15 protein-coding genes are annotated in these 15,250 nt (G+C 43.3%); 4 read left to right on the forward strand and 11 right to left on the reverse strand.

Features of this window, described 5'->3' with window-relative positions:
* Positions 1-8 precede the first annotated feature (8 nt).
* Positions 9-1,538: a Ppx/GppA phosphatase family protein gene (locus MKY92_RS24480; RefSeq protein WP_339297954.1), complete on the forward strand. Its 1,530-nt coding sequence runs from the start codon at positions 9-11 to the stop codon at positions 1,536-1,538.
* Here the strand turns inward: MKY92_RS24480 and ppk1 are convergent.
* The gene (ppk1, locus tag MKY92_RS24485) at positions 1,498-3,579 is read right to left on the reverse strand and encodes a polyphosphate kinase 1 (RefSeq protein WP_339297955.1); all 2,082 of its coding nucleotides are present in this window, start codon (positions 3,577-3,579) and stop codon (positions 1,498-1,500) included. The genes MKY92_RS24480 and ppk1 overlap by 41 nt on opposite strands.
* Before the next feature lie 248 nt (positions 3,580-3,827).
* Here ppk1 and MKY92_RS24490 point away from each other — a divergent pair, with 248 nt between their 5' ends.
* The 3 genes from MKY92_RS24490 (at position 3,828) to MKY92_RS24500 (ending at position 6,622) form a co-directional block, all read left to right on the forward strand.
* Positions 3,828-4,055: a hypothetical protein gene (locus tag MKY92_RS24490; protein ID WP_017692425.1), complete on the forward strand. Its 228-nt coding sequence runs from the start codon at positions 3,828-3,830 to the stop codon at positions 4,053-4,055.
* Between the two features lie 383 nt (positions 4,056-4,438).
* A complete protein-coding gene (locus MKY92_RS24495) occupies positions 4,439-5,452 on the forward strand; it encodes a glycosyl hydrolase 53 family protein (protein WP_339301904.1) in 1,014 nt (337 codons plus the stop codon).
* Between the two features lie 714 nt (positions 5,453-6,166).
* Positions 6,167-6,622 (forward strand): hypothetical protein, encoded by a 456-nt coding sequence (locus MKY92_RS24500; protein ID WP_221823564.1) that lies wholly within the window; start codon positions 6,167-6,169, stop codon positions 6,620-6,622.
* Between the two features lie 8 nt (positions 6,623-6,630).
* Here MKY92_RS24500 and MKY92_RS24505 read toward each other — a convergent pair whose 3' ends face one another.
* From MKY92_RS24505 to MKY92_RS24550, 10 genes are all read right to left on the reverse strand, one after another.
* Positions 6,631-6,972, reverse strand: coding sequence for a hypothetical protein (locus tag MKY92_RS24505; RefSeq protein ID WP_339297956.1), 342 nt, complete (start codon positions 6,970-6,972; stop codon positions 6,631-6,633).
* 192 nt (positions 6,973-7,164) lie between these two features.
* Positions 7,165-8,043, reverse strand: a complete 879-nt coding sequence (rarD, locus tag MKY92_RS24510; RefSeq protein WP_076211057.1) for an EamA family transporter RarD — start codon at positions 8,041-8,043, stop codon at positions 7,165-7,167.
* Between the two features lie 151 nt (positions 8,044-8,194).
* Positions 8,195-8,383: a hypothetical protein gene (locus MKY92_RS24515; protein ID WP_339297957.1), complete on the reverse strand. Its 189-nt coding sequence runs from the start codon at positions 8,381-8,383 to the stop codon at positions 8,195-8,197.
* A gap of 59 nt (positions 8,384-8,442) precedes the next feature.
* Positions 8,443-8,763, reverse strand: a complete 321-nt coding sequence (locus MKY92_RS24520) for a hypothetical protein (protein ID WP_339297958.1) — start codon at positions 8,761-8,763, stop codon at positions 8,443-8,445.
* Positions 8,764-8,946: 183 nt separating this feature from the next.
* Complete coding sequence (locus MKY92_RS24525) at positions 8,947-9,831, reverse strand: AraC family transcriptional regulator (protein ID WP_339297959.1); 885 nt, start codon at positions 9,829-9,831, stop codon at positions 8,947-8,949.
* A 377-nt stretch (positions 9,832-10,208) separates the two neighbouring features.
* Entirely contained in the window at positions 10,209-10,874 is a 666-nt protein-coding gene (locus tag MKY92_RS24530) for a Type 1 glutamine amidotransferase-like domain-containing protein (protein WP_339297960.1), read from the reverse strand.
* A gap of 333 nt (positions 10,875-11,207) precedes the next feature.
* On the reverse strand, positions 11,208-11,951 hold the full coding sequence (locus MKY92_RS24535; RefSeq protein WP_339297961.1) for a hypothetical protein: 744 nt from the start codon (positions 11,949-11,951) through the stop codon (positions 11,208-11,210).
* A gap of 494 nt (positions 11,952-12,445) precedes the next feature.
* Entirely contained in the window at positions 12,446-13,333 is an 888-nt protein-coding gene (locus tag MKY92_RS24540) for an aldo/keto reductase (RefSeq protein ID WP_339297962.1), read from the reverse strand.
* Positions 13,334-13,450: 117 nt separating this feature from the next.
* The gene (locus tag MKY92_RS24545) at positions 13,451-14,596 is read right to left on the reverse strand and encodes a hypothetical protein (RefSeq protein ID WP_339297963.1); all 1,146 of its coding nucleotides are present in this window, start codon (positions 14,594-14,596) and stop codon (positions 13,451-13,453) included.
* Positions 14,597-14,680: 84 nt separating this feature from the next.
* Positions 14,681-15,154 carry an HIT family protein gene (locus MKY92_RS24550; protein WP_339297964.1) on the reverse strand — a complete coding sequence of 158 codons (474 nt, stop codon included), beginning with the start codon at positions 15,152-15,154 and terminating at the stop codon, positions 14,681-14,683.
* Positions 15,155-15,250: the final 96 nt, after the last annotated feature.

The raw sequence follows: 15,250 nt of genomic DNA on the forward strand, positions 1-15,250 counted from the left end.
AGATGCTTATGACACGTACTAATGAAACCTTAGGAATTATTGATATCGGCTCGAACTCCATTCGTCTAGTTATATATGAACTGGATCAGGACGCAGCCTATCGCATCATTCATGAAGACAAATATGCCGCTCGTCTGAGCAGCGTTGTTGAGTCCGATGGAACCATTCTGCGCCATTCACTGGATAAAGCCATCACCATCTTGCGTCAGTTCAAAGCGACCTGTGAAGCGTATCAGACCAAACTGATTCGTGCAGCAGCTACCGCAGCCATTCGTAATGCAAGCAATGTCCTGGAGATTATTGAATGGCTGGAGACAGAGACCGGGCTTACCATTGAATGTGTATCGGGAGATCGGGAGGCCTATTATGGGTTCCTTGGTGTCACTCAATCCATTGATCTGGCAGACGGTTACGTCGTGGATATTGGAGGTGGCAGCACAGAGATTACGGTCTTTCGGGATCGGAAAAGGTTACATAGCATCTCCCTCCCCATTGGTGCAGTGAATTCACATGCCCGATACGGGGGTGAAGATCAGTGGACCGAGGCTAATGCAAATGCATTGTGCAACGAAGTCACTGAAGCTCTTCGTGGACAGGATTGGATTCGTGAGCATCCTGGTCTGCCACTCATCGGACTTGGCGGCACAATGCGTACACTCGCCAAAGTGGAACAGAAGCGTACCCAGTATTCTTTGCCTGTCAGCCATCATTATGAGATTAGTGAGGAAGCGATGGAGAACATCGCTCGCTCCTTGCCACATCTCACCTCAGCACAGCGCAAAAAGGTACCTGGGCTCGCCAAAGATCGCGCTGACATCATTGTGCCCGGCGTACTGATCCTGCGAACAATCTTCCAGTTAATACAGGGAGATCGTTATGTGGTTAGTGGCGCGGGTCTACGAGACGGGTTATTGCGAGATTACATGGCTGGAGGTCAGCCGGTCGTTCCAGACGCGCTGAAGGACAGTATCCGCAACTTTATCCATTTTGGTCCGCCTATTCCAGAGAAACGTCTGCAACGGATTCATCAGGATATGGTTACCCTGTACACTGCATTACAAGGTACCCCTCCTGATCAAGCAGATGCCCGAATCCTGTATGCATCCTCCATGCTGCACATGGCAGGTAAGCAGATTAACTATTTCCGTTATACACAGCATTCGGCCTATTGGATCATGAATGCAAGCATCTATGGACTTTCTCATCGGGAGACCATTCTAAGTGCCAGTGCAGCTGATTATCATCCCAAAAAAAGAACGCCCCAGTTGCTGAATAAGCACCGGGACATTCTGAAAAACTCGGATGAGCGGCATGCTCATCGAATTGGCTCTCTGCTGCGCGTAGTCGAAGCCATTAATCGATCTGAGAGCATCGCTGCGATCAAAGCAACAAAAGAAAACGACTCACTGCAGGTGCAATTCACCTGTACAGCTGAGCCGTTACTGGAACTTGATGGCCTGGAAGAGGCCGTCAAGGATCTGAAGGAAGCCTGGGGAGTTACGTTAACGCACTCCATTCAGCAGGCTTCCAAGGGATAATACCCATGGCCTCCGTCTGACTTCTCAGCGGGGGCTTTTCATTTTCTACAAATACATAATTGCCACCAGGCATAAGTTCTCTGGCTTTGACATTATCCATAAGCGACAGATTAAGAATATCGACCAGCATCTTCTTCAGCTCTGGATCGAATACGGGACACATCAGTTCAATTCTTCGATTCAGGTTACGTGTCATCCAGTCTGCACTGGAGATGAATACATCGGGATTGCCGCTGTTTTCAAAATAAAACAACCGGGAATGCTCCAGGAAGCGATCCACAATGCTAATGACCCGAATGTTCTCACTGAGTCCCTCCACCCCTGGACGCAGACAACATACACCACGCACAATCAGATCAATCTGAACGCCGGCTTGAGAAGCCTCGTACAATTCATCAATCATTTCCTGATGGGATAAGGAGTTGATCTTGGCAATGATTCTGGAAGGTTTGCCTTTCAGCGCATGCTCTGTTTCTCTTCGAATCAGTGCAAACAGCTCATCCTTCATCCCATCTGGAGCTACGCGGAACGCCTGCAATGCCTTCGGACCGGAGTATCCGGTAATCTCATTGAACAATTCGGATGCATCTTCTCCAATAATTGGATTAGAGGTGAATAGTCCCACGTCCGTATACACTTTGGCTGTACTCTCATTATAGTTACCGGTTCCTACATGAACATAACGTCTTAAACCCTGCTGTTCCCTGCGTACGACAAGAATGATTTTGGCATGGGTCTTCAGTCCAACCAGTCCATAAACCACGTGACAACCGGCCTTCTCCAGCTTACGGGCCCAAGCAATGTTGCGCTCTTCATCAAATCGGGCTTTCAGTTCCACCACCACCGTGACCTGCTTACCACTCTCAGCGGCAAGTGCAAGTGCCGGAATAAGGCGTGAATCGCCATTGACCCGATATAAGGTCATCTTGATGGCCAGAACTCTTGGATCTTCCGAAGCCTCCAATATAAAATCAGTGACTGGTTCAAACGATTCGTACGGATGATGCACCAGTACATCGCGTTTGCGCAGCAGCTCAAAATGACTTTCTCTTGGCAGAAACTCAAGGGGGTAGACTGGCTTCACCGGACTGTATTTCAGATGTGAGAAACTTTCCAGACTGTCCACGAATCCCGCCAGAAAACTCAGATCAAGTGGTCCATCAATTTCATATACCGGGTCGTGAATATCAAATTCATCCTGCAATTCCAATAAGGCATCCGGACGAAAATCCTTACACACTTCCAGTCGTACAGGAGCCCCGCGGCGTCTGCGCCGCAATTCTTTTTCAATAGCCTCAAGCAGATCTCCCGCTTCTTCTTCATTAATAAACAGATCCGCATTACGGGTCACCCTGAATTCCTGTGCAGCAAGCGAGATATATCCGCTGAAGAGCGTATGGATATGATGTTTGATAAGGTCTTCAATCAGGATGAATGTTTTCTTTTTGCTATTCGCCCGAATGGGAGCCTGAACTACCCGCGGCAGATTGGAAGGTACCTGAACAATAGCCATAAACGGCTCGCCCTTTTGCTCCCCTTCCTTCTGTAACATCACGGACAGATAGACAGACTTGTTGTGTACCAGCGGGAACGGACGACTCTGGTCAATCGCCATCGGTGTGAGTACCGGAAAAATAATTTCATGAAAGTACTGGTCCATTGCGCGCTGCTGTGTCACATTAAGATCTGTATATTCCTGAATGTTCACGCCTTTCTTGGCGAGTATACGAATGAGTTCACGATACGTTTTATACTGTTCGGCGACCATGGTCCCGGTTCGTTTGATCAATCTGCGGTACAATCCCGAAGGCGTGTATCCTGTAAAATCTTTTTGCGTGAATCCGGCCTTGATCTTCTCTTTTGTCTCCGCCACCCTTACACTGACGAACTCGTCCAGATTACTAGCGACAATGCCGAGAAATCTCATGCGTTCCAGCAGAGGCGTTGTTGGATCCTGGGCCTCCTGAAGTACGCGCCGATTAAATTCAACCCAACTCAAATCACGATTAACGTAGTTACCTGTTTTGACGTCTCTATGCATGTATGGCCTCCGAATGTGTTGCATATCTATTCTTGGTTAGAAGTTCTCATATAATTGTACTATTCGTAATCAACATCAAGCGTCAGCGCAGTGTAAACGCTACGTAAAATTTATGTAAATGATACCTCATGGCCGCAACTTTTTCCATCCCTTTACAAAGGTCAATAGACAGAGTAAAGTGAAGTACAGTGTGATTTGGTCCGGTTGCTTGTTCTCATTCCAAATATAGTTGATTAAAGGAGTATATAATGAAATCCAACAAACCTAGAACGTTACAAAAAAATATAGAATTTTTCACGGCTGCACTATCTCAATGTATGGTAAGCGCGTGGCAGGAAGACCCGGCTGGTGTCTATTGCGAGGTCGGTTGTGGCATTGTGGAGCGGATCAGTGAAGACAGTGTGCGCATCCGAAACAATGACGGAACAAAGAGCCATTATGCACGAGATATCACGATGTTCCAGACTGAAAAATAATTTTGCTTAAATACGTAAAAAAGACTAGCTTTCCGAAACAAGGTGTTGTATACTCTTGCCACAAGGAAAGGAGGTGCGTCAACATTTCTAATGTCATGTTGAACGTGTCCCTTACCCGATCCACTAGCTCAAATTAAAAGAGTCTGGTGGAGGCGCGGGATACGGATCAATGTTTCAAAAAGCGCCACGGGTAGAAAAGCCGTCTTCGGACGGCTTTTTGTTTTCTCTTTTTCTGTAGAGAGGTTGAGAAAACACCCAAAATATTGGAAATGGACCCTTTAGTAGAGTAAACCAGGATGGCTATAATTAGGATGCAACTCAACCTAAATCCGAGGAGGCATCTTGTAATGTTCAAAAATGTAAGGGGTTTCAAGACATCCATCATGTTGGCTTTTGTTTTGTTATTCACCTCCATCATGTTGCCCGCAGGTCAGCATGCCAGCGCAGCACCAAGTTTCGCCAAAGGAGCCGACATCAGTTGGGTTCCCGGAATGGAAGCCCAAGGTTACAAATGGAAAGATAAAAACGGCGTACAACGCGACATCATTGATATTTTGAAAAAAGACTATCAAATCAACTCGGTTCGCATTCGGGTATTCGTTAATCCTTCGAATGATTATGGGAACGGTTACATAAATAAGGATCGTGCGGCTGCACTCGCACAACGTGCCAAAAATGCTGGCATGAGTGTAATGCTTACCCTGCACTACAGCGATTCCTGGGCAGACCCTGGTCAGCAAACCAAACCTGCTGCCTGGAAAAATTATACGTTCCAACAGCTCATGGATGCGGTATGGAACCACACTCGTGAAGTTATGACGGCAATGCAAAGCAAAGGCGTTACCCCGGACTGGGTACAGATCGGGAATGAAACAAGTAACGGTATGTTATGGGAAGATGGCAAAGCATCCACCAACATGAAAAACTATGCGTGGTTGGTGAACACAGGCCATAACGCAGTGAAATCCCTGAGCAGCGGCACCAAAACCATTGTGCATCTGGCAGGTGGGGATGATAACGCCCTCTATGTATGGAATATTGGAGGCCTGATCAATAACGGAGCCAACTTTGACATGATTGCCATGTCCCTCTATCCTTCAGCTTCCGGCTGGAACACCGCTGTGACAAATACGGTAAACAACGCCAAGGATATGATCAACCGTTATGGCAAAGAGATCATCATCTCCGAAATTGGCATGGACAATAACCAGGCTGCAGCTGGTAAAAGTTTTGTTGCTGCGATGAAAAACCAAATCCGTAATCTGCCCAATGGCAAAGGTAAAGGTGTATTCTACTGGGAGCCTCAGGCTACACCAGGATACAACGGCGGCTACGGCAAAGGCGCATGGCAGTCCAATATGATGCCAACTGTTGTCATGGAAGGATTTATTGACTAGAACACGGAGAGGTTAGATGTTTGGATGAGAGCAGTGGTGGCGTTCCGGTGGCAGATCGTTCTTATGATCGCTGTTGTATCCTAATTTCTCGAACAACTTTTCATAAGTTGAAATTAGGATACAAAGGCGACCGCTCCGCTTCTTCAGAATCGATTCCGCCCCCTCCACTACGTTGCTGCTCTATGAGGCACTTCTAAAACCGTGGGTAGTCAAATGGATTAGGTAGTATGGTAAAACAAGAGCTTGAGGCGCTGTTCCCGGTGGGAGTAGCGCCTTTTGGCGATGAAGTGCGTTGAGGGGGCAGCCTGGTGGGCGTTCCGGTGGCAGATCGTTCTTATGATCGCTGTTGTATCCTAATTTCTCGAACAACTTTTCATAAGTTGAAATTAGGATACAAAGGCGAACGCTCTGCTTCTTCAGAATCGATTCCGGCCCCTCCACTACGGTGCTGCTCAATGAGGCACTTCTAAAAACGTGTGTAGTCAAATGGATCAGGTAGTAAGGTAAAACAAGGGCAGAAGGCGCTGTTCCCGGTGGGAGTAGCGCCTTTTTGTGATGAAGTGCGTTAAGGGCGTAGCATAGTGGGCGTTCCGGGGGCGGATCGTTCTTATGAGCTAGGCTGAATCCAGAATGGTTTTTTCGCTTAGATATGAATATAATAAAATAAATCATGCAGAACATCGGTTAGCTTATTTTAAGAGCGGGGGAAAATGGATGAGTTTTTTAAAAGGATTCGGTCAGTTAGCTGGGGAAGTTACCGGGAAAGTGTTGGGCGGCAGCGTGAGGGTTGTTGGTGAAATCGCGGGAAGCCCCTTTATCAAAGAAATCGGGAACGGCGTAGAGAAAGCTACGATTAATACAGGCAAAACCGTGGGACAACTGGCTAGCGGAACTTATGATCTTGCCAGTGGTGCAATTCGAAAAGATGATACCGCCATAGACGCGGGGCTTGCCGATATTGGAGGTGCTGTAACCAATACTGCAAAAGGTGTAGCGATATCAGCCAAGTATGTATATAACAGCGGTAAAGATGTTGTTGTGGGCATGAAAGAGGAAGATAAGGACCGAGTGAAGCTTGGTGCCAAGAATCTTTTAGCTGCTGCTGCGGTAACAACACTCGCTGTCGGTGTCATTGATGCAGTTGATGGGGCTGAAGGTGTGGATACGTAGGATTTGGATTAGATCACCAATAACACAACAACTGAAGAAATACAGCCTAGCAGGGCAACCAAAATATGGAGAAAACTAAATGAGATTTTTTCAAGTAAAATCCGCTGTTTCTTCTGAATTAAACACGAGTAGATGAACACCGTAACCACAATGGGCAGATATAAATGAAGATCCGGACCATCCGTGCTCGGTAATAGTTTATTAATATATCCACCTATCGTCTCGTTGACCATCATGAACCCATATATACTACCGATTATTGCTGAAACTGCAAACTGAAATAGTATCTGAACTACAGCATTCTTTACAAAGAATGGATCACGTTTGCGGTAACGGTTATTAACCATCATATATCTGTCGCCTCCTCGTTTTTCGATTACTCTGTTTGGTTACTATTTTTGATTACTACTCCTGTATTTTACCATAACGTTGATCAGCCTTCCTTTTTAGTTTTTATCGATCTATCGCTCCCCCACAAACAAAAAATTGCCCTCTCCACCTCATTGGCAGAAAGGGCATTATAACAATTAAGATACCTCTGTTCAGCTTACCTTAGCGAGTCTCGTAGCACGTATCGATGCGGCAGCGTATACGATAAGCGCTGTCCAGATGAGTGCGAAACCAACAAGCAGAACTGGCGAGACCGTTTCCTTGAACACAAACACACTCAGGATCAGCATGATTGTCGGCCCAATATACTGTACGAAGCCTAGTGTGGACAACGACATTCGGGCAGCCGCCCGTGCAAAGAACAGCAGCGGCAGCGCCGTCACTACACCGGAAAGCAGCAGTTCGAAGAACATTGGTGCAGGTAACGTCCATGCCGTTGCTTTTCCTACTATGGCTAAGTAGATCCAGTAGCCCAGTGCGACGGGTAGAACTACAGCTGTCTCCGAAAATAAACCCACAGAAGCGTCTTGCTTAATCTTTTTCTTCGCCAGACCGTACAAGCCAAATGACACGGCCAGTGAGATCGCAACCCATGGGAAACGTCCGTAGTCGATAGCGATGATAAGCACCGCGACACCAGCGATGGCAATCGCGAGCCATTGTCCACGGTTTGGCTTTTCATGAAGGAAGACAACCGCCAGCAACACATTCAGTAACGGGTTCAAATAATAGCCCAGACTTGTCTCAACGACATGACCGTTGTTAACCGCCCAGATGAAGATAAGCCAATTAATAGCGATTAGCAGCCCACTCGCGGTAAGGGACAGCAGGGTCGAACGACTGGTCAGAATGCGCTTCATGTCACTCCAACGACGTTGGACGGCAACGAAAATCCCCATAAAGACAAATGACCAGACAACCCGATGCGATAAAATCTCGCCTGCCGGTACATTTTCAAACAACTTCCAATACAGCGGGAGAACCCCCCACATGATATAAGCAATGATCGCGTTGATTAATCCATTATTCATAACTAGTTCCCCTCTTATTACTCTGATATCTCAACGGATTATACGCCTCGATCCTCGTTTAAGTAAAGGGGGTAATAGGTCATACAGGAATCCATGCCTATTTCAAATGACTTTTTCTTTGAGCAAAAGCTTCACGTTTAGAGCAACCAAATTATACTTTGCGCTTTTTCTTTCTTAATCTCATAAAGAAGATAAAGATCACCGCAAATACGATTACACCTACGATATACATATCAATATCTTGCTCAAACATAAACCACATCTTGTGTTCTACGTTTACTTGTTGTTTTGGTGGAAATCCTTGCCCGAATAGCTCAGTTGCTTGATTAACATTATTCATTTCGATGGTCACACTACACGGACTACTTCCTAATTCGCCATCCACTTCGCTAAAGTATATTAAGTATTTGTTACCTTCCTTGAAATCAAATCCCCATGTGTAGTCAGTTCAATAATTAGTTGGGAGTCAACTTCAGTATTCCAACTTCTCTCAGCTTCCACTAAAATATATCTAATTTTCTCTTTGGTCCCCGTAAACCCCTCTTGCTTTAAGTCGACCTTTACTTGCTTTACTTCACCATATACAGCTCCATCATATATTTCTAACTGTTCTTGGGGACCTCCCGATTCGGCACATGACAAAGCGTTAACATCTTGTGCATTTGAGATAAAGAACATGGTGGATATAAAAAATATGAACGTAAATATACGAAGCTTCATTTTTTCCACCTTCTTCTCATCATGTTAATTCGTACATCTTTATTGACCTGTTTAACAGGAAAAATGTTGCATTTTCCCTGGCCGTTAGGTGAATGAAAAAATGGAGCAACCAATTGGACACAGTTGGTTGCTCCATTTTTTTTATTAAGTTTATTATTCAAGACTAGTCTAAAAGAAATAAAACTAAGATATTTTTCTTACAGCAAACCATAACTCAACAAAATTCAGTTCATCTTTAACTCCAGTAATTTCAAATTCCATTCCGTCGACCTGTTCATATCCTGTAGTAGGAAGCCATTCAGAAAAGAATCGTCTATATAAGGTTTCAATGGTTTCATCGAATTTATCCCATGTAAAGGGATCAGAGGAAAAGATCGCCCACGTGTGTGCTGGTATCGTTATACTTGTGTAACCATCGGGTTTACTTGTTTCACCTTTAAATGCACACAACATGTATGCGAAAGTATCCTCCCCAGTTTTTTTGTAGCTACACACAGCATGCACTTTATGATAATTCGAATTCAAAGAGTTTGGTAGATCACCAGCATTTGTAGCAAGTCTTTCAACCTCGCCATTTTCATGGCTTTGCTTCCATAATTGTGCCGGTGTCTCTACTCCGTTTAATTGAAACACTTTCTCGATTCCAAATATTTCGAAGCTTTCTTTTGTTTCGATACGATAGTTCATAGGCTCTTCCCCTTTAATCGAAATAAGGAAGGAAAGCCGAGGATAGGCTTTGAGGGCAGTCCCTTCTTCTCGAGCCATTGCAGGGTTAACACCATGCAACGATTGAAATGCTCTTGCGAATGATACCGGTGATTCATACCCATACTTTATGGCAATATCAACAACTCTCCTATCACTATTCTGCAATTCAATTGCAGCGAGAGTCAGCCGTCTTCTTCGTATATATTCCGCAAGTGAAACATTGGTAATGAACGAGAACATTCTCTGAAACTGATGTGAAGAACAATAAGCACATTGAGCAATTTCCTTCAACTCGATCTCGCCGACCAAGTTCATTTCAATATAATCCAATGCCCGATTCATCCTCATAAGCCAATCCATCTGATCCCTCCTCTTAACAGAAGTATAATTCTGCTACGTTTTCATATCGCAACTATTTGTGCACAATTAAGTTTCCTTGGAGAATTGGTGTCGTTCTATATAAGTTTTGGAGCGTTGAGATATTCTTTTATACGAACCTGGCCTTTAGTTGAACGAAATGGGCAGTTAGCCTCCGCCGAGCATAGAAAGACCGCCATTGAAGGCGGTCTAAAAAAATTACCATTTTTGCCCGACAATAAGTCCTGGAGATATTAAGATTGCATCTGTTTACAAACAGTCTTCCAATCAGGAGAGGAGCCCCGAGATGATTCGCTGTAAGCCTGGATTTTATACATCAAAAGGAATTACTTATGTAAGGTCACAGCCACTCACCCTAATTAGAGCGTCTCAACCAACTTCTGAATCTTTGAGTGGGAAATTAAATATAAAGGTCCCATTATTTCTATTTTGCCATCCTTTACACGTATAGCGCTCTCCTGTTCTGCCGCATAAACATCAATCTCTTCAGACAAGGGGAACAGGTAGCCTTGAACAAACGTGGCGTAGTTCCGCTTAGAATGAGATTCATAGGCAAAATGATCAAAGCCAATACCATTATAAATAGTACTTGTTTCAACTTCATCAGTGTTATTCAAGCTTAACCATTTTGCAGCCATGTTTAATGCACCGGCGCTGGCACCCATTATAACGGCATTGCTATTCTTAATAACATCGGATAATTCATAATCCGCCAAAAAATCGTTCTGCAGAACAGGATCTCCACCGCATAAAAAAATGACAGAAGCGTTCTGAATGGATCGCTGGGCATCTTCCTTCTGCATGCGGTAATCAATGAAATGATATTCATCAAAAATAATATTAGCCTGATTCAACCATGTCCATTCAGAAACATCATCAAAGTTAACTTGCTCATCTGTATAACCAGACGGGTCGGCGCTAATCATAACAAGCGATTTTCTGTCTTGTATATCCTCCTGCAAACAATGGACCAGCTTCTCTGGAAAAAAATCATTAAACCAACTGAGATAGTAGTGAGTTTTCAAACTTAATTACCTCCATATGTACTATTTATATTCATCCATTCTTAACGATAATACATAGTATGCACGCTAGAAAGCGGAAGAGTTCTTTATTAGCAATGAACTGTTTTCTACTCAGATCCAACTTGTAGATTACGTCTTTCATATCTTCCTCTGGGTACCTGCACCAACAGGTGGATGAACAACTAAACCATCATCTACAATACTTAGTGTTAGTTCAGTTTATATATTTGAAAATTACATAGTATTTGACTCATACTTTCTTCTCTTTATCTCCAGTTCATTTCCAATTAAAGGTGTTATCCTCAAAACAAATGCTACAACAAGAGGAAAGGCTCAAAATGAGCTTCCTTCTTTTGAAATCTCTAATTGAGATGGTTCTAACTTTCCATTAACCAATGCGTATCTAACGATCGCATCTCCTAAATAGTTTCCTGCAGAAATCTGAATAGGCAGCTCTGAAATAAGCTCATTATCCTTAATTCCGTATCGTAGTATATTTTGAACCGTTGGTTGTTCAAACCATTCGCTGGAGTCGCTTTCACTAAATTCAAATGAATACTTGTGTCCATCAACCGAAACAGTGTACTGCCAAATATCTTTATCAGTTTTTTGGTCAACTTTAATATTGTTTTGAACGAAATCTTTCGGATCCGTAACAGGGATTTCTGTGAAGTCTGTTCTAAGGACATGCACTTCTGAATTATGTATTCCAGTCCCTGTACCTTTAGTCAGAATAATAACAATCTCATCTTCTCCATCTTTATTTAAATCAATGACAAAAATTTGAGGATAAAATGAGGGATTTGTTACATTACTCCAATCAAATGTTTTCGGTTCTCCGTTTATGGCTACATCAAGCGACGAGAACAAATCCCCTTTCTCCTGAACACCATAAACAGCGATTTTCTTATCAGAAGTCTCGGATAATAGTGTATTGGGAGTAGATTCAACTGATGTTGATACACTCTCTTTGGATCTCTTCTCATCAACCATTGCTGGACTTGTAGACTGATTATTAACCCCACATCCAGACAACAACATGGTTCCTACTATTGTAACTATGAATTTCTTTTTCAAAAGATATCCTCCACATACAGTATTATAATGTTAAAAAATAGAAAACAATTCATTTCAGGATATATCATTATCTCATGTCACTTCTGTGTGTTCCAATCGTAGGTTATAATTTAAATAAATTCCATTCACTATTATAACAGCAATATATTCAAACAAGGAGACGCTGAAAATTATGAGCAGATCATCCACATTTCCAATCGTTTTCGAAAAACGAATCTTTGTAAGGTGAAGACGGATGCTGCTGACGCTTTTCTTGTCTGATCAAGGATTTCAAACACACCTCTAAGCCATTTAAACGTAAGCTGAAGCATCTCGGCATGCTAGGAAGTCAATTTAGAGAGTAGAAATAACCAGGACCATTTCCAGAAGAAACTAAACAACCGTTCCCTGCAGAAGACCCGGAAACGGTTGTAGCTCAAATCTATTTAATTTCATTTGAAATTGCTATGTCTATCTTGGGTGTTTTAACTAATGTCTATAAAGCTCTCTTTCCCTTACAGCTCCAGGTCTGCTGCCCGGGCATTCGCTTCAACCTGCTCCGGGCTTTTGCATCCCGGAATGACGCAGCTGACGGCTGGATGCCTCAGACACCAGGCTAGGGCCCACGATGCCATGTCGACACCTTCCGGTACCTCGTTTTTCTGAATTTCACTCACGAGCTTCAGCTTCTCATCTATCTCTTCACGCTCGTGTCCCTTTCTGACATTATCACTGAACACCATGCCTGGTTTGTATTTGCCGCTCAGGTAGCCGCTGGCCAGCGGGACTCTCGCCAACACACCAAGATCCTGCTCCAGGCAAGAAGGGAATACCCTCTCTTCCGGTTTCTGGTCCAGACGGTTATACACAACCTGAATAGCCTTCGCGTTCAACTCGGTAGCCTTGCTCGTCTGATGCAGATTATCGTTGCTTCCAATTGATATACCGAGATTGCGGATTTTACCGGCCTGCACCTGCTTGTCCAGCATGGTCCACAGTTTGTCGTTATCGAACGCCTCATCCGATCCGGAGTGGAACTGATACAAATCGACATAATCCGTTCTGAGAGCTTTCAGGGATTCTTCCAGCTGAACGCGAATCTGATCCACGCTCCAGGCATTTGTCCAGTTCTCATGCCACTGGTGACCGAACTTGGTTGCAATAACCCAATCCTCACGTCGGTCCCGGGACATAAAATCGCCGATAAAGCCCTCCGACATATGATGAGGTCCGTAGCATTCGGCCGTATCAATCAAATTAATGCCCAGTTCTTTGGCCCGGTAGAGAATGTCATCGACTTCTTTCTGGGTATAATCCTTCCCCCAGTCACCGCCAAACTGCCACGTGCCCACGCCTACGACGGATACATCCAGTTCGGTCTTGCCCAATCTTCTGTACTTCATTCTTCTCACCTCGAGATTTAATATGTTGGTCTAGTGACGGATTGTACGATCGATCAATACATAATAGTAGCGCTTTCATAATAAAGGGTATAGGAGAATTTATCAATCCATTATTTTTTATAGATTGGTAGTTTTCTCTCTATTATTCTTCCATTCTTTCTTTTTCTTACCGATCCAACTAAATAATTTGAATAGATAAACTACAACAAGTACGATCATGAAAATAATAGTTGAGTACACTCCTACAACTGATTGAAAGTCAGGATGAGTTGCAGGTGAGATCATGGTACCTATCCAGATTCCTATTCCGAGAATTAACATATCTCTGATTGGATCGTACCACCTAACTTGGCGCTTATAAATGTAGATAGCGAACATAGCCATAACAGTGAACAGTATTGCAAAGATCTCATCCGAATCTTCACTAAATAAACCTTCTTCAATCTCCCATGAAGGAAAATAGAAGTAAATCATGATCACTTGCAGCAAAGTTAAGGTTAAAGTCAAATAGAAGCCCTTTTTTCGTCTTGCTTCTGATTTTTTTGCCAAAATCTTTTTCTGATCATCGGTATAAAAGATATTGTCGAGATCCTCGGCCTCAGATCCTGGTTTGAATAAAAGTGAACCCTTATACGAACTTTTGGGCACTGCTTTTATTCCTTCAGGAGTGTTAGGTGTTGCTCTTAAAGCCATGTCGGTATGGAATATCGTCACATTATTAGCCTGAAGCACGTCAATCCAAGCATCAATTATCGCAAGGTCAGCGTGGGTAAAAGAAAGGACTTCGGACTGTTCGTTCGCATCCTTACCATAGAACATAAATTTTGCAGCCCTATAAGGAACGAGTTTAGCAGTTATCGTGCCTGCTCGAACCTTTTGTTTAGGGATGAGTTGATAATCCATCCCAATTAATACATACTCCATTCGTTCATAAGTTAAAAAAATTTCTTTTTCTTCATTTTTCTTTTTATCTTTAGAATACGTATAATATCCAGTCTGTCTTAATTCTATTTCAAAAACATAATCAAGGTATTTTTGAAGGTTTTTAAAACAAAACCAGCCTAGCCAACTAAACAAAATGCCTATCCCAAAAGTCGTTATCGCAACACCAATTTCATTATTCATCATCCATAACACCGCTATGACAATTAATCCAAGTCCAATGATAGAAAAAACTGAGATCAGACCTGTATGAAAACCAATTGCCCATTTTGGGAGTTGATTTGTAAACTTTCGGTTATCCTTTGTTTGCATTTCTAGCATATTAGTACCTCTTTTCTATCGTAAGTCAGGGCTCATGTAACTTAGCTTCATCTCCTAAAGGTTTCCATTCGCACCTCCTAGACCTCAAATGTTTTCTTTTATCCAAGCACGTAACTTATCAGCATAGAAAGAGCGTTCATCTGGATCGGACTGGGAACCCTGTGAAAAATAAAGTTGATCATTCACATATCTAGGGTAAACATGGAGATGATAATGCCACACATCCTGATTGCCAGCAGGCTCATTATGTTGCCTCGTCGAAATCCCATCACATTCATATGTACTTTTCATTGCAAATGCTGTAAGCTGCGCTGCCCGGTGAATCTCCGCAGCGTAATCCGCAGGGAGTTCAAAGATGTTCTCGAAATGCTGGTTAGGAACAACAAGAACATGTCCTTTATTGTTAGGCCACCATTTTCTCGCTATAAATGCCGTCACCTTTTCATTCTGATAAATGATATCCCTTTGTTTTGTTCCCTGATCAGGTCGCTCGATACCCCAAATACAACAAAATGGACATTCGTATTCTTCGGGCTTATGTGAAAATGATGCTGTCATCTTTATCATTCAACCCCTCTCATATTTCCCCAACAAGCTATTAGACGCAGGTAACTTATGTTCGTTGTGTTATCCTAACACAAAAAGGACGGACGC

It is taken from the genome of Paenibacillus sp. FSL R5-0623 (assembly GCF_037974265.1).
Classification (GTDB): Bacteria; Bacillota; Bacilli; order Paenibacillales; family Paenibacillaceae; genus Paenibacillus.